Genomic DNA, 23657 nt, shown 5'->3' on the forward strand with positions numbered 1-23657 from the left:
ATCTCGTTGATCCGGGAGGTGCAAGGATTCGCTTATCGACTGCTTCGGGATTCATCCTTGGCGCCACAGCCCGATGCCGGGCACGCAGTCAACCCGGTGAATCTACAGGGTGGAGGCGTGCGGATCCGTCTGGCTCTCGTCGAGAATCCTGTCTGCGGCGTGGTCCAGGCTCGCGACCACCCAGTAGTCGAACGTCGTGCTAGCCTGCCTTGCGGCGGCATGCCAGCGTTCCAGGCGGTCCTCATCGGCGTTGATCTTGGGAACCACCCGCTGGGATCTGCCGTTCTGCTCCGCGCCCTCGTGCTTCTGCTTCAGCCGCCGGCGCAACTCCTGCACCGACCACCCTTGCTTGACCGCTCGGTCGAGCCACCAGTCCTGATCATCGACAGAGAGCTTTGCCACTTCCATATGATGATTGAACGACAACTTGTCTCGGCGTCGAGACAAGGGGAAGCGCCGGGCGACCCATGCGTAGTTCCGCAAGGTCTGATAATTGAGGCCCACCGTCTCCACCGCATGGCGGTAACGGTCGGCGTAGTGCGCCTCGCCGTAGATCAACCAATCTCCGAGGTACCACGCCGACGAGCTGGCCATCCGGGCGATACGCGCTCCGGTCACCTGCCAGTCATCGAACTCCAGCATCCGCTCGGGGAAGCACAGCCCGACGCTCGTAGCGTTCACCTTGCTGTCGTGCTGCCGCGCCGGTCGAGCCCGGTTGGCCAGGTACCGCTGGCTTACCGGGGCCGTATGGGGGGCAGGCGCCTGGGAATGATCCGCCGCACTCATCGAATTGCCTCTTGTCCTTGGTCGGTGACCGGCAGGCCTGCCGGAACGGACGGCGCCTGGTCGACGGGTGTGTGGAAGACCCCCGTCAGCCGAGTGGCTGCATTGGCGCCGCGATTGATGATGCCGAGCTGATCAGCGGGCAGGGCGCGAATGTGCGCGCCGGAATAGCCCACGGGCGTGAGGAACGTGCTCCAGCAGGTCACCCAGTCCTGCAGCCGGCCGGTCGCCGGGTCCACGACCGGCTCGAGCCGCTGACGCACTCGCTCCTGCACGACGTACTTCTCCGACACTGCCGAATCGAGCGCATCGGCCCAGTCCCGGTCGTCGACCATCCAGCCGACAGTGATCCCGCGCCCGCCATGGTCATCGCACGGCTTGAGGATCAATTCCTCGCGGTGGGCCCGGCAGTAGTCCAGGAGTTTGACGGCGTCACCCCCCGCATCGGTCTCGGCATCGACGACCAACCTGGTCCACGGCAACACCCGATCGAAGAGCTCCTGCTCGTCCCGGGTGAACGCCGGGCGCCAGTACGGATCGGACAGGATCGCAAGACAACCTTTGCTGGCATAGAGCAAACTCTCCAGGGTCGTGAGCAGCACCGTTCCGCCCGCCTCGTGCGCGTGGAGGATCGGTTCGACGCTCGACATGCCGGCTGGATCGGCGGCAACCTGCTTGGCCGAGAAGTACCGGAGCACCACATCGATCGGACTGCCGTCGAGGTAGAGCTTTCCGCCCTTGTTGACGACCTGGCTCACCTCGCCGAGCCTGAGGTCGATGCCGGATTCGGCCAGCATCTCCTGGAACGACAGCATCAGCGGCATCAGCGACCGGAGCGCGCCGTCCGCTTCCAGAAGCGCGACGACGGGTGCGTCGGCCGCGCCCACCTGCGCTGCCGCGGCACGCAGGCTCCGTGCTATCTGCTGGCCGGTGTGCACGTACCCCAGCCGGTGCTCGGCTGCGAAGTCGCCGAACGCCGGCACCCGCAGCAGGGCTGGCATCACCTGGGACTGGTCGATCCCACCGAGCTGGCTGCCGACGTTGAACTCCAGCAGCTTGAATCCGTCGCCGTCGTGGTACAGGTCGGATCGCCCGTACAGCTCAGGCGGTGCGCCGGCCAGCCGGCGCATCAAGCCAAGCTGCCGGCAGTCGAAGCCCACCGTGGCGCAGTAGGCGGCCAGGTCACCGTGGAAGAGGCGCTCCGGCAGGCTGAGCAGCACCCGGAAGAGGCCGGTCAGGTCATCAGCGGCCTGCCGGATCTCGGCCTCCGGAACGAAGAACGGCCGCGGCATCAGCCGGTCGCCGAAACACTCGAGGTACCGCTGCCCGAACGCGGCGTCGGCCACCGCATGACGGAGCCTGCTGCCTTGGTCCAGGCACTGCTCGATATACCTCTCGGTCACTGCATCAGTCATGTACCTACTCTTTCCTCAGGCGGCTCAGGCAGAAACCTGCTCCGGGAGTTCGCGCAGCGTGCGCAGCGGAGACAGGAACGGCGGCAGCCACACCAGCATCAGGCCGACGACGCCCACCGACAGGGCTGCTCGCGCGCCGACCAACTCGCCCACCGTGCCGGCGATGGCCGCACCGACGGTCAGTGAGCCGAACAGCAGGAAACGCATGGTCGCGTTCATCCTGCCGAGCAGCCGATCGGGCGTGGCCCGCTGCCGGAGGCTCACCTGCAGCACGTTGTTCACCCCCACCTGAACGGTGGTGAGCAACCAGCCGAATGCGGCCAGCCAGACGAGCAGTCCATGCTGCAGAAGGGGAATGAACAGCTTGGCCGGCACGGTCGCCAGGCCGATCAGCCACATCACCCGCCCGTAGCCGAGCCGCGCGCCCATCCGGCGGGCGATCAGGGTGCCTGCGAAGACTCCTATCCCGCCTGTCGACAGGAAGAACCCGACCGACATCGGCGAGAAGCCCAGATCCCTGGCCAGCAACACCGGCAGCATCACGGTGCTGATCTGCACGGACAGGTTGTTCAACGTGCCGGTCAAGGCGATCGGGCGAAGCAGCGGGTGCCCGAACACGAACCGGATGCCCTCGTTCACCTCGCGGGCGAGGCCCGTCCCGGACCGGCTTGCCGCGCGGTTCTCCAGTTTCGGTAGTCGCGTCAGGCACATCGCCGACCACAGGAACGTCAGGCCGTTGAGGGCCACCGCCAGCGGCGCGGTCAGCAGCTGCACCAGGAAGCCACCTACGCCGCGCCCGGCGATGATGTTTATCGCGTCGATGCTCACCAACCGGGTGTTGGCCGCCACCAGGTTGTCGCGCCCCACCACGTGCGGCAGGAAGCTCTGGGCGGCCACGTCGAAGAACACGGTCGCGACACCGGAAAGGCCGACCACCAGATACAGCTGCTCGATGGTCAGGGCGTGCAGTGCCCAGGCGAGCGGAACCGATCCGAAGAGGACAGCCCGGATGAGATCTGCGGCGACCTGTACCCCTCGTTTGCCCAGCCTGTCCACCCAGGCGCCGGCCGGCAGGCCGATGGCCAAGAACGCCACGGTGCTGAGCACGCCCAGCAGGCCGACCTGGCCCGGGGTGGCATTCAAAGTCAACACCGCGAGCAGCGGAATCGCGATGTAACTGACCTGGATGCCAAACTTGCTTGCCACCGCAGCCGCGAAAACCAGCCGGAAGTTCCGGTTGTCGAATATCAATACGGGTGACTGCCCAACTCGCTGGCCACTTCGCCATCTGTCAAGCGTCAGCTGCATTAGTCCTCCGGTCCAGGAAGCTGGCGCTGCAAGGAATAAGGCACGCAAGCCGCATCCGGCGGGCCTGCTCAGGGTGCGCCAGCAATTGTATCGTGCAAACACCTGAGGACAGTACATAAAGATTCATCGGAATGGAACGGTTGCATTTCATGCTTCGGGCACGACGGGACATCCTGACACGGCGGTGACAGCAGGCAAACCACGCTAATTGGCTAGCGCCGACGGTCCCGCAGTCAGCGCCGGTGCGGAGAGCGGTCCGGAGCGTGGCTCATCTCGTGCACGACATCGACGGCGACCAGGACGGCGGCGGCCGCTGGGCCGATCTGGGTACGGAGGGTTCCGTCGGCCCGGCATTCTGGTAGGTATAGGACGCAGGAGCCGTGGGGTGCCCCACATTTTGGGCACCCGCATCGGATGGCTGGCCCTGGCGTGGGGGAGGAAGCTGGGCAACCGCCGCGGCGGCGCTCGCCAGCAGGTCGAGGGCCGACCGTACCTGCGGGCTTGCCGGGTCATAATTGCATTCGATGACTGCACGCGCCCGGATCAGGAGATTGTCAATGCCATTGGAAGGCGTAGAGCACGTACACACCTGAACTCCTTGGTCGGGGACGACTCCACGGCACCGTGCTTGCAAATTTGCATTGCCGACTGAATGCAGGGCAGCAGGTGGAATATGGTCGAAGGTTTACGGGCGACAACTTGCGTCAGTCGCTTCTGGCGCAGGGGGAGTTTATTAAGTCGTCGTTATGTTGTCGACTCGGCTTCACCGACGAGAAATGTCGCAGCCCATCCGCTGGGGCGGAGACATCGTGACGATCAAGCCGCGGCCAGCCTAACAGTTGGCTACAACGGTAACAATAGTTCGTACGGTTGAAGCCGGAGCCAAACCGACATCCAGAGCGCGATCTGTGGCCCGGCGCCGCGTCCCCGGCATCTGAAGAGCGGCGCGCACGCGCTCTGGACGCGCGCCCCGCTGCGGGACGGGGCGGCACGTCCCGACGACTTGCGACAGCGCACCTCCGCGCGTGCCGTCGCAAGGTCACCGGCGACTGACTGACGAGTCGGGTCGGCGCGACGCGGGGGCGACCGGGCCTGTGAAGCAAATCTGCTTATGGAAACGGGAGATCGCGGTCACGGGCGCTGACGCAGCCCACAGCCGGCGCGGCGTGCCCTCACCCTCCGGCGAACGGCCGAAGCAGTCAAGGCACGAAGCGGGCCGGCTGTGGGCTGACCCTGCCGATGATCGTCAGTCGCGAGGCTTGCCGTGCAGGTATACGGGCAGCGTGATCAGCCCGCGCAGCAGGGTGCTCTGCTCCCACTCCAGCGAATCGGGATCAACAGCCAACTCCATATTGGGGAACCGGGTCAGCAGCTTGGTCAACGAGACCTCGAGCTGGATCTTGGCCAATGGCGCGCCGATGCAGTAGTGGGTGCCGAACCCGAAGCCCAGGATGCCCGTGGGACGCCGGGTGACGTCGAGGCGGTCCGGGTCGGGGTAGCGAGCGGCGTCGCGGTGCGCCGAGTTCACCGACAGCGCAAGGATCTCATCTGCCGGAATGGTCACGTCTCCCACCGTGATCGGCTCCTTGGTGAACCGGAAGGTGGCCACCCCGACACCACCGTCGAAGCGCATCAGCTCGTCCACGGCCCCCGGCATCAACGACAGGTCCGCGCGCAGCTTGGCCAGCTCCTCCGGATGGGTCAGCAGATGGAAGACCGAATTGGTCAGCGTGTGCATCGAGGTGACATGGCCGGCGATCATGAACAGGAAGAACATTCCCACCATCTCGTCGAGGGTGAGCCGGTCGCCGTCGTCCTTGCCCTTCAGCAGGGCGCTGATCATGTCCTCGCCCGGTTCGACGAGCTTGGCGTCGATGCTGGACCGGGCGTAGGCCATGACGTCCTGCGACGCCTTCTCCACCACCTCCGGCGGATGGCCGGCGCCGACCAACTCCACCGCCCAACGGCGGAAGGTGGCCTCTTCCTCCGGGGACACGCCGAGCAGGTCGCAGATGGTGATGATCGGCAGCGGCAGCGTGTACGCGCCGACCAGCTCCACCACCTCGGGCCCATTGTCCATCGCGTCCAGCAGCTTGTCGGCCACCTGCAGGAGCCGGGGACGGTAGCCGTCCATCCGCTTCGGAGTGAACTCCTTGCTCACCAGCGAGCGCAGCCGGGTGTGCCGCGGCGGGTCGCTGTTGAGCATGTGCTGGGACAGCTCGTCGTTGAAAAGGTCGGTGGCGTCCTCCTCCTCGACCTCCACTCCCGAGTGGCGGGCGAACAACTCGTTCATCCGGCTGCCGTCCTTGCTCACCCGCGGATCGGACAGCAATTGGCGGACATCGTCGTAGCCAGTCACCAACCAGACCTTGGCCCCATGCGGAAACACCACCGGATGTACCCGTCCCTTGGCGCGAAATTGCTCCAAGATCTGGTACGGGTGCTCCATGAAGTCTTTATGTAGGTGCTCGAGAGGCTGCGATGAATCCACACTCATGGGACATATCTCCTTGTGAGACGATTGCGGCTTTCGTATCATCAGAGCCGCTCGAACGCCTCTGCTGATACAAGGGTCTGAGCAGGCGTCGGGAGCCGTCGGGGTAGCAGCCGAATCGGCACGCCGGGTGCCGGCCGGACCTCCGAGTCAGGCCGTTGGACAGCGGCGGGGCACCTCACTGAGAAGGCGGAGCACCGATGAGCGACAGAACAGGCGTGAGCGGATGACCGAGCACGCTCCGGAGGCCGGACCGCTCGGCGTGCTGGCCACCTTCCGCCAGACTCCGCCTGCGGTGAAGGCAATCCTCGCCGGTGTGTTCGTCGGCAGGCTGGCCGGTTTCCTGGTGATCTTCATGGTGGTGTTCCTCACCCACCGCGGTTTCACCACCGGCCAGGCCGGCTTCGCGCTGGGGGTCTACGGCGCCGGCGCGGTGGTGGGCAGCTTCGTCGGCGGCTGGGCCACCGACCGGTTGAGCGCGCGGTCGGCGACCGCGATCAGCATGCTGGGCACACCGGTGCTGATCATTTCGATCCTGTATATCAAGGCCTTTCCGCTGATCGTGCTGGCGGTCTTCCTGGTCGGAGCCGTCGGTCAGCTGTACCGGCCGGCCGCCCAGTTCCTGATCACCGAGCTCACCCCGCCGAGCCAACTGGTGATGGTGACCGCCATGCAGCGGCTGGCCATGAACCTGGGAACCACCGTCACCCCGCTGATCGGCACGGCGCTGCTGTCGGTCTCCTACAGCCTGCTGTTCTGGGCCGAGGCGATCGCGTCAGTGGCCTACGGCCTGATCGCGCTGAAGGCGCTGCCGCCGAAGATGAAGCCGACCCCGGGCGAGACCCCGGTGGTGCAGCCGCGAGCCGGCTACCGGGCCGTCATGTCGGACTGGCGGTACCTGTTCTTCCTGGCCGCGGTGTTCTTCGTCGCCGTGGTCTATGCCCAGTACACCGCGGCGCTGCCGCTGGCCATCGTGTCCGCCGGGCTCAGCCTGTGGTGGTACAGCGCGGTGGTCAGCCTCAACGCGTTCATCGTCGCGACCTGCGAGGTGCTGGCCACCAAGTGGGTGCAGACGTGGCCGATGCGTGTGACGGCACTCAGCGGGTTCGGCCTGGTGGCGGTCGGTTACACCGTGCACGCCTTCGGAATCACGCCGGCGCTGCTGATCCTCGGCACCATCCTCTGGACCGCCTCGGAGATCACCGGAGCGCCGACCACCTTCGCCTACCCGGGCATGGTCGCTCCGGTGCACCTGCGCGGGCGCTACATCGGCGCCATGCAGACGGTGTTCGGCCTCGCCACCGCAGTCGGCCCGGTCGCCGGGATCGCCCTCTGGGCAGCCGTCGGCAACAGGATGTTCGCCTGGGCCGCGGCGGTAGCGGCGCTCTCGACGCTGTGCGCCCTGATCGGCATGCGGCTGCCCGGATCCACGCCGGCCACGGTCAAGGAGCCGGTCGCCGAGCCGGCTAGCTGAACGGGGTAGCTGAGCCGGCAAGCTGAGCCGGCTAGCTGAGCGGGGTTGCGGCGCGCGCCCATGCGGCGTGCGCCGCCCCGGCGACGGCCAGGTCCTGCCAGCCCATTCCGACACTCTTGAAGACCCCGATCCCCGCGCCGGACGCCACCGTGGGCAGGTCGGCAAGGTCGATCAGGTCATCGGGCTCCAGCACTCCTGCCGCTATCGCCGACAGGACGTCACCGGCCTCGCGCAGCGCCGTCCCGCGCTCCTCCACCACGACCCGGCCGGCCCGCGCGAAGACCGTGTCATCGAGTTCCCGGGCGGCCGGCTCGTGCGAGCCCACCGCGACGACGCAGGCGTGCTCGGACAGCAGGCGGCCGTCGAACAGCGGCTGCCGCGCCGTGGTCGCGCACACCACGATGTCGGCGGCAGCGACATCGACGCCATCGCCGGCGATCGCGTTCACGCCCTCGTCGCGGAGCCGGTCGATCAGCGCCGCCTGCCGACCGGGGTTCCGGCCGGCGATCCGGACGGTCGGCAGCGGCCGGACCGTCCGGAGGGCGTGCACGTGCCCCCAGGCCTGGGGCCCCGATCCGAACACCAGCAGCGAGGCCGCGTCCGGGGGCGCCAACGCGCGTACCGCCAGCGCGGACAGGGCCGGGGTGCGCAGCGTGGTGAGCGCCGTTCCGTCGATGATCGCGCGGGGGGTCAGGGTGGCGGCATCGAGCAGCACGTACACCGCCTGGATGCGAGGCAGCCCCAGCTCGGGGTTGCCGGGCGCGACGCTGGTGAGCTTCACCCCGACCTGCCCGGCGTCGGCAGCCGGCATCAGCAGCAATTCGCCGTGCGCCTGGGGGACCGAGTACCGGGGCGGGCCACCGGCCCGGGAGGCTCCGGAGGCGAGTGCGGACTCCAGAGCCGCGATCGCGTCGTCCCAGGACAGCAGGGAGCTCAACGTGCCCGCGTCGAGAAACGGCAGCTCCACGTCGACGCGCCTCCCAGCTGGCCGCCCGGCTGCCAGTGCTATACACATACCACTGCCCCGGCCCCGGATTGTGAGCACGCGGATGGACACTGCCACGGGCGCTGTGAGCGTGACCGACTACCACACCGCCGGCGAGCCGTTCCGGATCGTCACGGCGGGCCAGCCGGAGATCGGCGGCTCGACCGTCCTGGAGCGCAGACAGTTCGCGCAGTCCTCGGACGAGGTGGACCGGGTGCGCCGGTTGCTGGTGAACGAGCCGCGCGGCCACGCCGACATGTACGGCGGGTTCCTGGTTCCCCCGGACGATGACGGCGCCGACTTCGGCGTGCTGTTCTGGCACAAGGACGGCTACTCCACGGCCTGTGGGCACGGCTCCATCGCCCTGGGCGCCTGGGCGGTCAACACCGGCCGGGTCGCCGCGGCGCCCGACGGCGACACTGATGTGGTCATCGACGTCCCGTCCGGGCGGGTCACGGCGCGGGTCAGCAGTTCCGGTGGCCGGGTCCAGCGGGTGGCCTTCGGCAACGTCGCGTCCTACGTCGTCGCCAGGAAGGTGCCGGTGGCGACCTCGCGCGGCACGGTGTCGGCCGACATCAGCTACGGCGGCGCCCTGTATGCCTCGGTCGAGGCCGCCTCGGTGGGCCTGGCGGTGGCCCCGGCGCACTACCCGGAGCTGATCGCGATCGGCCGCGAGGTGAAGTGGGCCCTCAATGACGGCCCGTGGGCCCGGCATCCGAGCGACCCGCGGCTGGACGGCATCTACGGCGCCATCCTGTTCGACGACCTCGGCCAGCATCCCGGGGGCGGCCCGCACCAGCGCAACGTCACCGTCTTCGCCGACGGCGAGGTCGACCGGTCGCCCTGCGGCTCGGGCACCTCGGCGCGGTTGGCGGTGCTGGCCGAGGACGGCCGGCTGGGCATCGGCCAGACGCTGCGGCACGACTCGATCATCGGCACCACGTTCCTCGGCCGGGTGGTGGCCGAGGTCCGGGCCGAGGGCAGGGGCGCGGTCCTGACCGAGATCGAAGGCGCTGCCTACCAGACCGGGACGGCGACGTTCAGCCTGGACCCGGACGACCCCCTCGGAACCGGATTCCTGCTGCGCTGACACCCCGCTCCGGTGGCAGGGCCATTGTCGGCGATCTCTTGTGGATCATCCGGACATCCGCGCCCTTGACCTTGCAGCGCATCTGCGCATCCACTAAGAAGAGCCACAGGACTGCGGCAGATCCAAGATCGAATGTGCCGGTCGCGGTATCTCAGTGTCCCTTGCTGGCTCCTCACCAACGTCGGCCCGGGCGGCGAACACAGTCGGCGCTCCGGTTAGGGCGACCATGTCGAGCAGCTGGCATCGGGTGAGGTGATGACGACGGGCGATCCACTGAATGTTCGCCTCATCGACGGCTTCGAGCTGCGTTCCGGCTCGCATCCGATCGAGCTGCCGCGCAGTTGCCAGCGGCTGGTCGGCTTCCTGGCGCTCTGGGAGCGCCCGGTGCTGCGGTCCTTCGTCAGCGGCAATCTGTGGCCCGACAGCGACACCGAACACGCCAACGCCAGCCTGCGCTCCACGCTGTGGCGGCTGCCGAGCGGGCGCGGCCAGCAGCTGGTGCGGGTGACCGCCGGCCAGCTCGCGCTGGAGGAGTCGGTGCACGTGGACTACCGCGACGCGCTGATCTGGTCGCGCGCGGTGCTGGCCAACTCAGCGGGCGCGCTGCCTGCTCCCTGGACGCTCGGCGAGATCAGCGTGCTGTCGCGCGAGGTGCTGCCGGATTGGTACGACGAGTGGGTGCTGCTGGCCCGTGAGCGGTTCCGTCAGCTGCGGCTGCACGCGCTGGAGTCGCTGTGCGAGCAGCTGGCCGCGGTGGGCCGGTTCGGCGAGGCGCTGCTGGCCGGTCTCGGCGCGGTGGCGATCGAGCCGCTGCGCGAGAGCGCGCACCGGCGGGTGATCGCGGTCCACCTGCAGGAGCACAACCGCATCGAGGCGATCCGGCAGTACCGCAGCTACGAGCGGCTGCTGGCCGAGGAGCTCAGCCTGCAGCCGTCGGCCGAGCTGCGGGCGCTGGTGGGCACGGCGCTGCGAGCTCCGACGATCGCCTGAGTCAGTTCTGGTACCAGCGGACGTTGTCGGCGCTGGCGTGCTTGATGGTCGCGGTGAAGCGCTGCGGGTGGAACAGGTCGTCGAAGCTGATGTGGCCGTCGGCCAGGTCGGTGATCTTGATCTGGCCGGTGCCCAGCTGCGAGATCCCGGTGATCTTGCCGCCCGGCGTCTCCCGGTCCAGCAGCGTCAGGTCGACCTTGTCCACCTTGAGCGCGTCCAGGCCGAACCCCATGGCGCCTGGGGTGCTGGTGGCGCCCGGGCGCTGGCTGGGCGGCAGCACTGCCGGAGCGCTGCCGGCGATGTGCAGGTTCATCAGCGCGTTGTCGCTGAGCGTGACGGATCCGTTGACGTCGTTGGAGCTGATCTTCAACGGCAGCGGGCCGGAGTTCTTGATCGACAGGTCTGCCACCAGGCTGCGCAGCTCCAGGCTGTCCAGGACTGCCTGAGCCTTCTTCTCCCCTTCCTCCCGCTCCTCCCGCTGTTTCTTCGTCTCCTTGGCCTTCTGCTCCTCGGTGAGCGCCGGGTCCTTGTGCAGGTCGAAGATCGCCGTCCACAGCGAGAACTTGTCCATGCGGCCCGCGCTGAGGTCCGGCCCGTGCAGATCCCAGACCATGATGTCCTGCCACAGCGGGGTGTCAGGCCGGTTGGTTCCGGTGGAGTCGTTGCCCTTGCCGACGTCGGGCGGGTCCTTGATGTAGACGCCGAGCCGCAGCTGCGAGCCGTCCCGCCGCAGCATCGGGTTGTTGGCGACCGCGTTGACCACCCAGGGCCGCAGGTAGAACCCCGAGCCGATCTGCTGGGCGTACACCTTGCCCTCGAGGTTGCGCTCGAAGGTGGGGATGTCGATGGCGCCCTGCTTGATCGGGACGGTCAGCGGCTCCTCGGTGCTGCCGATCCGGATGTCCTTCAGGCCGAGCACCGAGGCGCTGACGTACATCACCACCTTGACGGTGCCCTCGGTCGCGTCGAGGACCGGCCGCAGCGCGGCGATGTCGAAGTTCGACGGCGCCGGGTCACCCTCGCCGGGCTTCTTGGCGCTGAGCGCGGCGAGGTCCAGCGCCAGGAACGCGTCGGCGATGTCGAGCCTCGGAATGATCAAACTGCCGCCCGCCGCGGTGGCGTAGTTCAGCTCGTTCAGGTCGACGCTCTTGACCTTCAGCCAGACCGCGAGGCTGTCGCCGATCTTCTGGGTGAACTCCAGGTCCTGGGCGTAGGGCCGCTTGACGTAGAGCCGGCCGTCGGCGAAGGACAGGCTGTCGGCGCCCAGCTTGGCGATCCGGATGGTCTTGTCCTTGCCCAGCTCGGCGGCCTTGGCCATGGTCAGCTGGGGGCGCTCGACGTCGATCTTGACGCCGCCGCCGGCCAGGAAGCCGATCGAGGACGCCCAGGTGCGCAGCACCACGTCGCCTTTGAACTTGTCCTTGATCCGGGCGTTGATCGGCAGCGTGATGTCGTCCACCCCGGCCTTGCCCCCGAGCGCGAAGGTCTCGAGATTGAAGAGGAATTCCGGGTGGAAGACGCCGTCCGTGCCGACCCCGCCGGTCAGCTGGAGCCTGCGCAGGGTCGGCGGATCGGTGTCCTTGCGGGCCGGCACGATGATGGTGACGTCGTCGTCGGGCAGGTCGATCCGGAACGCGCTGAGATTGATCTGGTCGATCACCAGGTTCTCCACCGCCACCTGCTTGTACGGCGACTTGGAGGTGTGCGTCTCATCCGGCAGCCACTTGTCGATGCGGACCTTCGCGCGGATGCCCAGCAGGTCGACCCGGCCGTTCGGCTGGGTGGTGAGCTTGAACCTGTGGCCGCCGGCCTCGCTGCTCAGCGCCAGTGAGGTGATGCTGAGCTGGTCGATCTGTAGTCCGTTCGGGTCGTCCGGGTCCTCGCCGCCGATCCGGATCGCATCGGGGCCGATGTCGATGCGCGCGCCGCGCAGCCCCTTGAGCTCCACCGCCCCGGTGTAGTCCCCGGTCAGCGCCGCGTCGGCCGAGACGCCGCGGACCACTGCCACCACCCGTCCGTCGCGGTGCAGCTCCATGCTGAGGTAGTCGATGCCGAGGTGGCCGTTCACCCCCAGCGTGGACTTCAGGTCGCCGCCGAAGTCGACGCTCAGGTCCTTCACCTGCACCTTGTTCTTCGCCGGCTGGATGTGCACGCGGCCGACCGTCAGCGGCGCGGTGCCGGCCGCCGCCGGCTTGTCGGTGCGGCCCAGGTGCAGGTCCAGCGGCGGGTCGAGGTAGCGCAGCCCGTTGCCCGTCAGGCCGGTGATCACGATGTCGGTGACCGACCAGACGGCCGGCTTGGCCTTCTGCTTGCCCGCCGCCGGCTCGGCCGGGGTGTAGACCGCGGCGACGGTGACGGTGCTGGCCACGATCGGGCCGGGACCGGTGACCCGCCCGGCGCCGGCCCTCCAGTCGATCGGCCCGATGGTCAGGCCGGTCAGGGTCGCGTTCGCCTTCGCGCCGGCCTTGCCCTCCAGGCTGCCCTCGATTCCCGCGGCGATCGTGACCCTGCGGATCCTGACCTTGCCGTCCGGCGTGGAGATGTCGGTGCCGAGCGCCTCCAGGTCCGCCACCTTGAGCGAGAACGTCCGGCCGCCGGCCTTGGCGTAGCTGGCGGTGATGGTCGGCCGTTTCTTCGCGACGGCGTCCTTGCTGGTGGTCAGCGTGCCCTTGACGCTGGTGCGGCTCTTGAGCGCGCCCATCAGCACCGAGTAGCGCACGTCGGCGAACGAGCCCACCGTCCCCGAGGCCTTCACCAGCTCCCAGCCGGCGCTGCCCTGCTCGAAGACCACGTCGGTGGCGCTGATGTCGTGCAGCGCGCCGCCGATCAGCTCGGCGTGGATGTTGCCGTCCGGCTGCGGCATGTCCAGCACCAGGTGCTCGCCGCCGAGCGCGCCGATCGTGAGCGAGTGGATGGTCACGCCCTTCACCGCGCTGCCGGTGGCGCTCTTGTCGAGCTCGATCTCGACGTCCATCCGGAGGTTGTCGACGGTCGCCCTGACGCCCTTGATCCCGTCGCCGTCCTTGCCCATCGAGATGTCGTCGATCTCGAGGTGGTCCAGGAAGAGGTCGGGGACCCGGTAGCCCTTCCCGGTGGTCTGCAGGCTGCCGCTGAGCCTGCCCAGGGCAAGCTTGCCGATCGAGCCCTGCGGGAGGTGGATGCCGGTGGCCGTGACATCGGACAGCCCCAGGGTCGGCGTGAGCTGGCTGACCAGGACGGCCGGATCGGCGGTCTTGAGCTGGTCGGGCCGGGCGGTGACGCCACCGGCGCCCAGCGAAAGGCTCAGCGATCCCTTGAGCTCGTCGACGGCGAAGCCGGGGCCGGCCAGGTCGGTGACGACGGTGTCGTGCACGGTGGCGGTAAGGGTGCCGGTCTTCGGGTCGAGCTCGCCGGTGATGCGGCCGAACTTCAGCCCGCCGATCTCGATGCCGAGCAGCCGCCGGGCGTCGTCGGTCAGCTCGCGCACCTGCTGGGCAGCGGCTGCCCGGGCTTCCTCCGTCGGGCCCAGGCTGGCGATCCCCCGGGCCCGCTCCAGCGCGACCAGCACCTCCAGCGCCCGGGCCAGCCGGGCGCGGATCGGCTTGTTGCCCTCGATCTCGGGCAGCGCGGCCAGCTGCGCCTGGACCTCGACCGCCCTGGGCAGCGTCTCGGCCTTGAGGATGACCGCGGGCTGGCTGGGGTCGGTGCTGAGCAGCTCGGTGGAGTCGATCGTGAGGCTGAACTCGCTGGACTTGGCCAGCTCCGCGACGGTCGGGATCTTCGGGCCACCGGCCACGAACTGCTCGGCCAGGCTCTTGTCGTCGAGGTAGCCGGGGGCGTACGGCAGGATCCCGACGTTGGGCAGTTTGGCGTGGGCGGAGATGCCCTTGAGCGTGACGCCGGCAGCCTGAATGTCGCCCGTCAGCGGGCCCAGGGTGATCGAGCCGATCTCGGCGCTCACCCCGACATCGGAGCGCAGCCGCTTGGTCAGCTCGACCAGCTGCCGGCGCTCGTCCTCGGTGAGCGAGCCGGGCTCCCAGCGGTCCTTGCCCTCCAGCGCCCGCAGCCGCTCCTCGTCCTCGGTGCTCTTGTCGGCGACCGCGAGCTCCTGGCGCTCGGCCTCGGTGAGCGAGTCCGGGTCCTTGGCCCGCTTGGCGCGCAGCTCCTTGATGTGCGGGGTGGCCTCGACCGCGGCGATCTGGATCGTCAGCGCGGCGATCCGGGCGTCTAGGTCCTTGTGCTGCGGGCTGTCGGGCGGCAGCTTGCTCTTGGCAAGCCGCAAGGTCGCCAGCGCGCCGTTGAGGTAGGCCGGCAGGCTCTGGCCGATGCTGAGGTTGACATCGGTCAGGGTCAGCGACTTGATCTGCTGGCCGCTGCCGATCGAGATTCCCTCGATATCGAGGGAGGTGAAGGAGACGTTGTAGGCCCGCAGCGTCCCGATGGCGTCCTGCATCCGCTGCGCCGCGCTGTAGGGCGGCCGGAGCACGCCGTCGGAGGCCAGCCCCCACAGGTAGCTCGCTGGCGCCGGCGTGCTGACCAGCGCGTTGCCCGCCATCGAGGCGAGCGTGCTGGTCGGAAACGGCAGCTTCATCGGCAGCAGCGCGTAGTCCACGAGCGTGTAGTCGCCGGGGATGCCGCCCTTGAGCGCCACGATGTTCTTCAGCATCTGCAGGATCGGCCCGAAGACCGGTATCGGGATGGTGCCCTTCGGCAATTGCTGCCCGGTCTTGCCGCTCAGGTCGTCCGAGCCGTCTGCGGTGGCGCGGAAGTCCAACCGCTGCAGGGCCAGCCGCGCGATCGCCCAGGCGGCCGACAGCGGCAGCGACGGGTCGATCAGGACCAGGTCGCGCAGCGCCAGGCTGTCCAGGCTGATCGCGACGTAGGCGGGGTCGTGGTAGCCGCGGTCGGAGAACCCGGCATGGACCTTGAGGCCCTTCACGCTGATCGGGCCGGAGCGGTAGGACTTGCCGGGCAGGACGATGTTGACGCCCTGGATCTCAAGGTCCTTGAGGTTGACGTTGACGATGAAGCCGGACTCGAAGGTGGTCTCCACGTCGATCTTGTTGGCGCCGTTCTTCGACTCGGCCAGCGTCGCCCCTTCGAGGTCGCCGCCGAGGATCGTCTGCAGGTCACCGAGGTCGAAACCGGTGAGGTGCATGGTCTTGCCGGACAGGTCGATCGAGTCCTCGATCAGCCAGTCGTAGAGCAGCAGGCCCAGCGCGCGGGTGGCGACGCCGAGGGCGTAGCCCCAGATCGGCGCCCGGCTGGACTCGGTGCGCTCCGGCAGGTACGCGGTCCGCTTGTCCGTCTCGCTGTAGAGCCTCAGCTTGCTCACCACCGCCGACAGCAGCGGGTTGCCCTTGGCGCGCAGGTCGGCACGCAGCTCCTTGGACTTGGCGAACACCCAGGACTTGTCGTCGGCGGCGTAGGCGAGGTTGATCAGCGCGCGCAGCTCGCCGGCCAGCGCCTCGGTCCACAGCCGCTCGTCGCCGAGCCGGTCGCGCAGCGCCTCGCGGGTGGGCAGCCGGCCGTCCCGGCCGGTGGCCAGCGTGGTGGGCAGCGCCCGGCGCATCTCGGCGGTGAGCCCGGCCCACAGCAGCGTCCAGACACCGGGATTGTCGAGGTTGAAGCGTTGCTGGTCCGCCGGGGACAGCGCGCGGAGGGCCTGCACCGCGATCCAGGCGTCGCGGTGGGTGAAGCTCAGCCAGCCGAAGCCGCTGGGCGCCAGCCCCAGCGCCTGCCGCCGGAGTTGGAGCGGGTCGCGCAGCTGATTGAAGTCGAGCAGCTCGATGCGTCCCTGCTCGCCGAAGAGGTAGTCATCGGGCAGGCCTTCGATGATCGGATTGAGCCGTTGCCGCGCGTCCATGCGGCGGACGATCGCGATCCGCAGCGCCGGGTCCTGCTTGGCCGCGACGCCGTTCTCGGTCAGCCACGGCTTGGGCTTGCCGTCGTGGTCCAGGCCCAGCAGCTCGCGGACGAGATTGCGCGCGATCGGCGGGATCGGCAGCTTCTGGTAGCGCGCGATGAGGGTGTCGGCGTACTCCTGCAGCAGTTTGGCCGGCACGCCCAGGTCGACGCCGCCACCGCTGGTGTACTCCGAGCCGACGCCGGTGTACTCGCCGCTGGACCACATGTCGTCGGGCAGGTTGTCCTGCAGGCGGGCCAACCACTTGCCGTTGTCGAGCTGGCGCCAGCTGTCCTGGGCGGCGATCGGCGTGCTGCGCACCAGCAGGTAGGCCAGCCGCGCCTCGGAGTCCCAGACCTTCCAGTCCAGCAGGCCGTACGAGAGCAGTTCGGTCGCGCGCGACAGGTTGGGCAGCGGCGCGCGGGCGGCCAGCACCGTCCTGAGGATCGGGCCGTAGGTCTCACCGCGCCGGTCCTCCTCCGGCAGCCGGTCGATCAGCCGGTCGATCAGGCCATCGCCGCCGGGCTTGCCGTCCAGCTTGGCGACGACCGCGACCAGGGCCGGCGTGGTGGCCGGTGGGGCGTTGCTGCCGGCGCCGGTGGGCAGGGGCTTGGCGACGGCGGCGCGCAGGGTGTCGAGAGTGGGCGCGGTGTCGGCCGGCGCCGCGGCGGGTGCTTCCAGCGGTGTGCTGACAGCGCCCTTGGCCACGGCCGCGCACAACGGCGCCAGCGCGGTGAGCGCCTGCCGGGCCGCGTCCTCGGTGTCCCCGCGGAGCAGGCTGGTGAGCCGGTCTACCAGGATGTCGTTGCCGCCGTCCCGGGTGGCCGACAGGGCCTTCTCGCCCTCGATCGCCGCACGCAGCTCGACCTCGTCGGTGCCGACGTCCGGCCCGGTCTGCAGCAGCGGCCGGAAGACCTCCCGGTTGCTCTTCTCCAGCTCGGTCAGGGTCGTGACGCTCAGCCTGCGCAGCGTCGACAGCAGCGCCCGCATCGCGGTGGCCGACAGCCGGGTCGGGTTGACCCCGTGGAAGGCGGTGGTGGCGCCGGCATAGACCGGGCCGGCAGCGGTGACCTTGCGGCTGCCGAGGTCCCTCTGCTCGTCGGTGCTGAGCGCGGACAGCACGGCGACGGCCTGCTCGGGATACTTCTGGTGATGGGCATCGCGCAGCTGGGCCAGGTGCTTGCGGACCGCCGGCTCGAGCGCCCGGACCAGCGCGCGGGCCACCACGAACTGCAGCGTGGCGAGCAGCCGCAGGCTGTTGTCGATCATCTCCTCGGTGTTCTGGGTCCACGGGTGGTCGAGCAGGCCGGTGATGGCGCGGACGTCGGCGGAGTGATTGGCGCCGACGTAGCTGTCCAGGATCCGTTCCAGGCCCGCGACGTCGGTGGCCGCGGTGCTCCCGGTCGCCGGCGCGATGCCGGTGGCGCCGGCATCGTGGGCGATGTGGCCGTCCGGCAAAGCCTGCTCCGGTACCCAGAGCGGGCGGCGCTCGCGCAGCGCGTGGGCCAGTCCGGCCGCCTCGGCCTCGGCGGCGCTCTGATCCGGCCGCAGCCGTGGGTTCTCGGTGCGGTTGAGGTGCTGCCGGGCGTGCACCAGCTCGTGCAGCACCAGCGCGCCGGCCTGGTCCCCGGCCGGGTCGAGATCGCCGGTGAGGGTGACCGCCTGGCCGGCCGCGCTGCCGTGCGGGGCGTCGCTGCCGGTGGCGACGCTGAGCCGGATCCCGGCCGGGTCCAGGCCGAGCAGCGGCGCGAGCGTGCCGACCAGGCCGAGCAGGCCGGCGGTGATCGCGGCGCTGTCGGGCTCGGGCTTGGCGCTGTGGGGCACGGCGCGATGGCCGGTCGGTGGGTCGGTGGCCGGCCGGTAGCCGGCGCTCGGCCGGTCGGCGTCCGCCGGTTCGGCAGTGGGCTGCGCGGCCTGACGGGTTCGGGTGGCTTGATCTGTCCGGGTCGCTTGATCTGTCCGGGTCGCTTGGCTCGTCCGGGTCGCTTGGCTCGTCCGGGTCGCTTGGCTCGTCCGGGTCGCTTGGCTCGTCCGGGTCGGGGCGCGCGGCGCCTTGGTGGACTGCGCGTGCTGCGGGTCGGCCTGCTCGGCGGCGCGATCCGGACTGGCCCGGGTGGCCCGGGCCCGGCCGCTGCCGGGCCGCGCGCTGCCCGAGCGCGCGGCGGCGGACCGCCCGGTGTCAGCCGGTTTCGCCGTGCCGGGCGGGCCGGTCGCTGTGCTGTCCACGCGCGGGCCCGCCTCAGGCGATCGTGTTGAACGGCAACCAGGTGTCCAGCGGCGCCGGGAACGGCCGGTTCGCCGGCAGGATGGCTCCGCCGAACACCACGTTGCCGGTGATAGCGACATCGCCGACGTCGCCCAGCGCCAGAGCGGCGCCGGTCGTCCGGCCGCTCCGGGTGCCGACGATGTTGCCGGTCACCGTCCCGGCCTCCAGCCCTCCGATTCCCACGATGACGCTGGCGCGTTCGCTGGTCAGCCGGTTGCTGGTGACGGTCGCGGACGGGCCGAAGGCCTCGTTGCGCTGCATCGTCAGGTACAGCGCCCAGCCGGTCCGCCCGTTGTGCGGAACGGTGCAGTCGATGCTGTTGTGCTCGACGGTGATCGCGGCGGTGAGAGTCGAATTGGCCCCGGCGGCCTTGCTGAACTCGGCCAGCCGCCGCACCGCCGAGAGCATCCCGGTGGACAACCCGATGCTCCTGGCGAGATCGGCTGCCTTGATGGTCAGGCCTCTCGTGGCCGGCTCGTCCGCGCCGGCTTCGGCGTTGCGGGCTGTCCGAGCCCTCCGGGCGGCCTTGGCATCAGGGACATCCGGGGCGTCGTCGGGTGCGTCGGTGGCCTCCGGCGAGGTGGGGTGCTCGGCCGACAGCCGCGCCACCGTCCGGGCGGTTCTCGCGCGCTGCGACTCGGCCGCCTCCGCCCGCAGCGCGTCCAGGTTGTCCAGGTCGACGATCCTGACCCCGGCGGGCTCGAAGCCAGGCAGATCCGGTAGCGGAAGGGTCGCGCCGAACACCAGGAGCTGCGCCAACACCGGGTCCAGCAGGCCGCTGGCGAGCGAGGCGTGCAGTTGCCGCACCCTCTCCGAACCCGACTCGATCTCGTGCTCGCCGTCGAAGTCCGTGTCGGACGAATCGAGCGCGTCGACGATCATCAGTCCCTGGTTGACATTGCGGATCACGTTGTCCTGGACGCGGACCGAGCCCACCTGAGCCAGGATCATCGCCGCGACGGTGACGCCGTCGAAGACGTTGTCACTGATCAGGGCGTCCTCGATCAGCGCGGGCAGCTGCGCGCTGCCTAGCCGGCCCAGTCGCTTGGCCCCCAGCATGCCGGCCGCCGCGCTCGGCACATGCAGCAGGCCGACCAGCAGGCGGGTCAGCTCCCGATCCTCGACCGGCGCGCTGGCATGGTGCAGGAACCGGTTGTCGAGGACCCGAAGCCCCCAGCTGCCGCCGGACAGGAACACCGCGACCCCCAGGACGGAGCGCGGCATCGTCTGCTCCACCTCGGGCGTGGTCTCGTGCTCGCCGAGGCTGAAGCGGAACAGGCAGTCGGTGATCTCGAGCACCGCGCACTCCACCGCCCGGATCCCGAGCGAGAGGTAGCGCCCGGCGCCCGCGTCGTTGATGGCCCGGGCGGCGGCGCGGTCGAACAGGCTGCCGGTGCTGGACTGCACCTTCGCCAGCGCGCTGGGCACCTGGGGCAGCACGAACTCCAGACCGGTGACCGTGACGTTGTCCACGTCGGCCAGCACCACCAGACCGTTGCCGAATGCCTCGATGGCGTCGGGATGTGCTGCGATGACCGCAGCCTCCGAGCAGCCGCGCAGGGTCATGTTCGAGTGCCGCCTGCGCAGGATCAACGGCTCGCGCAGCTCGTAGCGTCCGGGCGCGAAGCAGATGGTGACGCGGCTGTCGCGGTGGGCCGGCCGGCGTCCGGCCGCGGCGCGCTCGATCAGCGCCTGCAGCCGGCCCGACGCCGCGTCCGAGGGGTGCACCTCGATGGTGCAGCAACCGTCGGAATCTCCCTCGGTGAGCGGCGAGAAGTGCCGGCGGCAGTCCTCCAGGACCACCAGCTGGGTGGGTTGCTCGGGCTTGTCCACCCACTCGATCACCGCCAGCGGGCAGATCCACTGGTGCGGTCCGTCCGGTGGCTGGGGGGTGCGCAGGTACCGCTCGGGGTAGACGGCGGTGGGGGTGCTGGGACGCACCCCGATGCACCAGAAGTCATCGACGTGCGGGCCGCGCTCATCCTCGGTTGTGATGGTGATCCGCATGCCGGTGCCGGTCAGGCTGACCGGCTTGCCCAGCTCGACGCCGGTCAGCAGCTCTTCCCAGATCCGCAGGTACAGCTGGGGATTCTCCTCCGGGTCGGTGTAGTCGGCGGGCAGCGGAGCCGGGAACTGCACGGTCTTGGTGTCGGGGTCATACGGCGCGGTGAGCACGCCGACCCGGCCGCCGAGCGCGGCCACGTAGCCCTCGACCACGCCGTCGGTGGCGCGCAGCTCCGCGGTGGCGCGCAGCGCCTGGACGGCCTGCCCGGCCCGCGGCCGGTGGTAGTCGTCGACCGGCGTCCGGTCCAGGGTGAGCACCGGGTTGGCGCTGGCGTCGGCGGTGACCCGGTACAGCGAGGACGCGTCGTCGTAGCCCCACACCAGGTCGAGGGAGCCGTCCCGGCCGGTCCGGACGATCTGCACCCGGACCAGCTGGTTCTCAGCGCCCAGGTAGCCCCCGGTGCTGGACGGCTCACAGGGGTCCGCCGGCTCCGGATCACCCTTCCAGGTGACCAGCAGCCGGGAGTTGGACTCCAGTGCCATGGTCGCCGGGTCGAAGGTCAACCCCTGCCGCCGCCACCGCTCCCGGTCCTCGGCCATCGCCTCCGCGCAGGTCGCGCCCTCGGTGTCCTGCCGCACGATCCGCTGCAGGAGCCGGGTGCGGGCCGCGCCGTCCGGGCCGCCGAGGGCCACCTCGTACAGCGCCGGGTCCTCCACGGCGGTGACGTCGGTGTCAGCCACCAGCAGCATCACGTGCTCGCGGCCGGTCTCCTTCCAGCCCCGGCCCCGGTCGAGCCAGTCCGGCTGGTCGTAGTCACCGAGGTCCTGGTCGAGTTCCAGCCGCCAGCCGCCGACGTACATCGTCCCGGCGCCCACGGTGATCTCGAAGCCCTTCCCCTCCCAACCGGGCTCGCCGGAGACGGCGTAGCCGTTGTCCGGGGTGCCCGCCGGACCGACGATGTCGAGCAGCTCCAGGCGGCGCTCCTCGCTGTCGAGGACGCGCTGCTCGTTCTGCTCCGCCTCCAGGCTGACCCGGCCCTGTTGCGGGACGACGCCCCGGTAGGTGCGTGCCGGATCGAAGGACAGCCGTGCTACATCGGTGGCCATGGCCTGCCTCTCGTCAATTCACCATCGGGGTCGGCCTCGGGCAGGTGGATCAGTACCGGGCTCAGGCCGAGCGGCAGGTACTCCTGGAGCTTGATGAGCAGCGAGCGGTCCTTGATCGCGGCGTTGTCGCGGCAGAAGACGCCCATCTCCGAGCCGCCGTGGCTGCCGGTGAGCAGGCTCGGCGGCCCGCCCGTGTTGCCGCCGACGATCGCGCTGTCGGCGCCGTCGTGCAGCTGCGCGTAACCCCACTCGCCGTAGCGGCGGCTGGTGAGGATCGGCGCGGCCGCGGCGATCTGCACCGACTCGTAGCGGCGCGGCAGCGCGCTCCCGGTCGACCAGGCCGAGAACCGGACGCAGCCGTCCTGGGCGTTGCGCACCCGGACCACGTCGTCCAGGATCGACTCGCTGCAGTCCAGCTGGTGGACGTAGCCGGCGCCGAGCACGGTGCACCTGATCAGGTCGACGGCTCCGGCATCGGTGGCCAGCGCCGCGTCGGCCAGCGCCAGCGGGTAGGCCTCGGCCAGCAGTTGCCGGTTCAGCGGGCCCGGGTCCGCGGGCGGGCTGATCAGCGCCTGCTCGACGGCGGCGACGGTGGCATCGCGCAACGGGCGGTCGGCGAACCGTCCGGCCGTCCAGACCAGCGGCCCGTCGATCACGGCCTGCAGACCGGCGGTCACCAGCTGGGCGTCCGCGGCGCTGACCGCGGTGTGGTCGGCATGCCCGGTGACCGCCGCCGTGGCGGCCGCATCGAGCTGGCCGGCGAGCCAGGTCGACAACTCGTCGCGCCGGTGCCGCAGCGCGCTCAGCATGGCGTCGGCGTCGCGCAGGTGATCCAGCGTGCCCGCCGCTTCGGACGGCAGGCCCTGCAGGATCGAGTCGGTCGCGGCCAGGCTCTCGATCAGGCCGCCGGTCCGGGTCCGGATCGGGCCGGTGATGCTGCGGTCGAGCACCAGCGAGCGCACCTGGCCCTCGACCCAGACGGTCACCGGCCGCAGGTCGCGGCCGTCGCAGCTGCGGTCCCACACCGACGGCGGGGTGCGGGTCGCGCCGCTGTTGCCGGGATCGAGGGTGCAGCAGGACAGCACCACCTCTTCGAAGCTGCCGCGCAGCACGATGTCGGCGCCGCTGACCAGCAGGCCCTCCAGCCGCAGCGTCGCGTCCTCGCCGGTGAACACCCACGGCGCGGCGCCGGGCGCCAGCCGGATCACCGCGCGCTCGGAGTCCTCGGCGCGGATCGTGATGTCGCGCACCAGCGCCGGGTCGGCGACCGCGGTCAGGGTCCGGCCGTCGGTCACCACCACCGAGCCGGTGTCGCCCAGCGCGGCCAGCGCGTTGGGGAGCGCGATCGCGGAGCCGCCGGCGATCCGGGTGCGCGGCAGCGGCTCGGGCCGCACCGGCGCCCCGAGCCGGCGCCGGTCGTACGGCCCCGCTCCGATGCGGGAGAACAGGCCGTGGTGGTAGCCCACCTCCACCTCGGCCGGGGCGCCCGCCAGGGTCTGGAACCGGCCGACCTCCGGCCACACCCGCACCTGCTCCAGCGGCGTGAGATCGCCGCTGCCGGTGGCGCTCACCGACAGGCTGGCCCCCCACAGGCCGGCCGCGTCCTCGTCGGGGTACGCGGTCGGACCCGGATCGGGCAGCGTCGCCTCCACGATCGCGTCCCAGAGCGGCTGGGTGAGCGGCATCGGCAACTGCCACACCGGCACCGGCAGCCAGCTCTCGCCGTAGTCGTTGGCGCCGCGCAGGGCCGCGGTGAACAGCGGGATCTGCCGGCCGGTCGGGTCGAAGGCCCAGTGGCCGGGGCAGCCGGCGACCGGGACCGGCGTGGCCCGGTCGACCCGCAGCGCCACCGAGCGC

The 23657-nt window shown here is 70.1% G+C and carries 10 protein-coding genes and 1 pseudogene; 3 read left to right on the forward strand and 8 right to left on the reverse strand.

From position 1 onward, the window contains the following. Positions 1 to 102: 102 nt before the first annotated feature. From VF612_RS15765 to VF612_RS15780, 4 genes are all read right to left on the reverse strand, one after another. Positions 103 to 681 carry an LmbU family transcriptional regulator gene (locus VF612_RS15765; RefSeq protein ID WP_408660802.1) on the reverse strand — a complete coding sequence of 193 codons (579 nt, stop codon included), beginning with the start codon at positions 679 to 681 and terminating at the stop codon, positions 103 to 105. Between the two features lie 101 nt (positions 682 to 782). Then, the gene (locus VF612_RS15770) at positions 783 to 2198 is read right to left on the reverse strand and encodes a hypothetical protein (RefSeq protein ID WP_408660803.1); all 1416 of its coding nucleotides are present in this window, start codon (positions 2196 to 2198) and stop codon (positions 783 to 785) included. A 24-nt stretch (positions 2199 to 2222) separates the two neighbouring features. Continuing rightward, positions 2223 to 3623, reverse strand: coding sequence for an MFS transporter (locus VF612_RS15775; protein WP_408660804.1), 1401 nt, complete (start codon positions 3621 to 3623; stop codon positions 2223 to 2225). Positions 3624 to 4752: 1129 nt separating this feature from the next. Continuing rightward, positions 4753 to 5865, reverse strand: a complete 1113-nt coding sequence (locus tag VF612_RS15780; protein WP_408660805.1) for a cytochrome P450 family protein — start codon at positions 5863 to 5865, stop codon at positions 4753 to 4755. 361 nt (positions 5866 to 6226) lie between these two features. Here VF612_RS15780 and VF612_RS15785 point away from each other — a divergent pair, with 361 nt between their 5' ends. Beyond that, positions 6227 to 7474, forward strand: coding sequence for an MFS transporter (locus tag VF612_RS15785; RefSeq protein WP_408660806.1), 1248 nt, complete (start codon positions 6227 to 6229; stop codon positions 7472 to 7474). 31 nt (positions 7475 to 7505) lie between these two features. On the opposite strand, the gene VF612_RS15790 is transcribed toward VF612_RS15785, so the two are convergent. Next, the gene (locus tag VF612_RS15790; protein ID WP_408660807.1) at positions 7506 to 8441 is read right to left on the reverse strand and encodes an ornithine cyclodeaminase family protein; all 936 of its coding nucleotides are present in this window, start codon (positions 8439 to 8441) and stop codon (positions 7506 to 7508) included. Positions 8442 to 8523: 82 nt separating this feature from the next. On the opposite strand from VF612_RS15790, the gene VF612_RS15795 reads away from it, so the two are divergent. Beyond that, positions 8524 to 9549 carry a proline racemase family protein gene (locus tag VF612_RS15795; protein ID WP_408660808.1) on the forward strand — a complete coding sequence of 342 codons (1026 nt, stop codon included), beginning with the start codon at positions 8524 to 8526 and terminating at the stop codon, positions 9547 to 9549. A 255-nt stretch (positions 9550 to 9804) separates the two neighbouring features. Beyond that, a complete protein-coding gene (locus VF612_RS15800; RefSeq protein ID WP_408660809.1) occupies positions 9805 to 10539 on the forward strand; it encodes an AfsR/SARP family transcriptional regulator in 735 nt (244 codons plus the stop codon). Position 10540: 1 nt separating this feature from the next. On the opposite strand, the gene VF612_RS15805 is transcribed toward VF612_RS15800, so the two are convergent. From VF612_RS15805 to VF612_RS15815, 3 genes and pseudogenes are all read right to left on the reverse strand, one after another. Beyond that, on the reverse strand, positions 10541 to 18649 hold the full coding sequence (locus tag VF612_RS15805) for a hypothetical protein (protein WP_408660810.1): 8109 nt from the start codon (positions 18647 to 18649) through the stop codon (positions 10541 to 10543). 13 nt (positions 18650 to 18662) lie between these two features. Continuing rightward, positions 18663 to 21800, reverse strand: a complete 3138-nt coding sequence (locus tag VF612_RS15810; RefSeq protein ID WP_408660811.1) for a DUF6519 domain-containing protein — start codon at positions 21798 to 21800, stop codon at positions 18663 to 18665. After that, positions 21785 to 23657, reverse strand: a pseudogene (locus tag VF612_RS15815) (hypothetical protein); the annotation flags it as partial. The gene VF612_RS15810 and the pseudogene VF612_RS15815, both read right to left, overlap by 16 nt.

It is taken from the genome of Jatrophihabitans sp., from assembly GCF_036388195.1.
In the GTDB taxonomy this organism is placed as follows: Bacteria; Actinomycetota; Actinomycetes; order Mycobacteriales; family Jatrophihabitantaceae; genus Jatrophihabitans_A.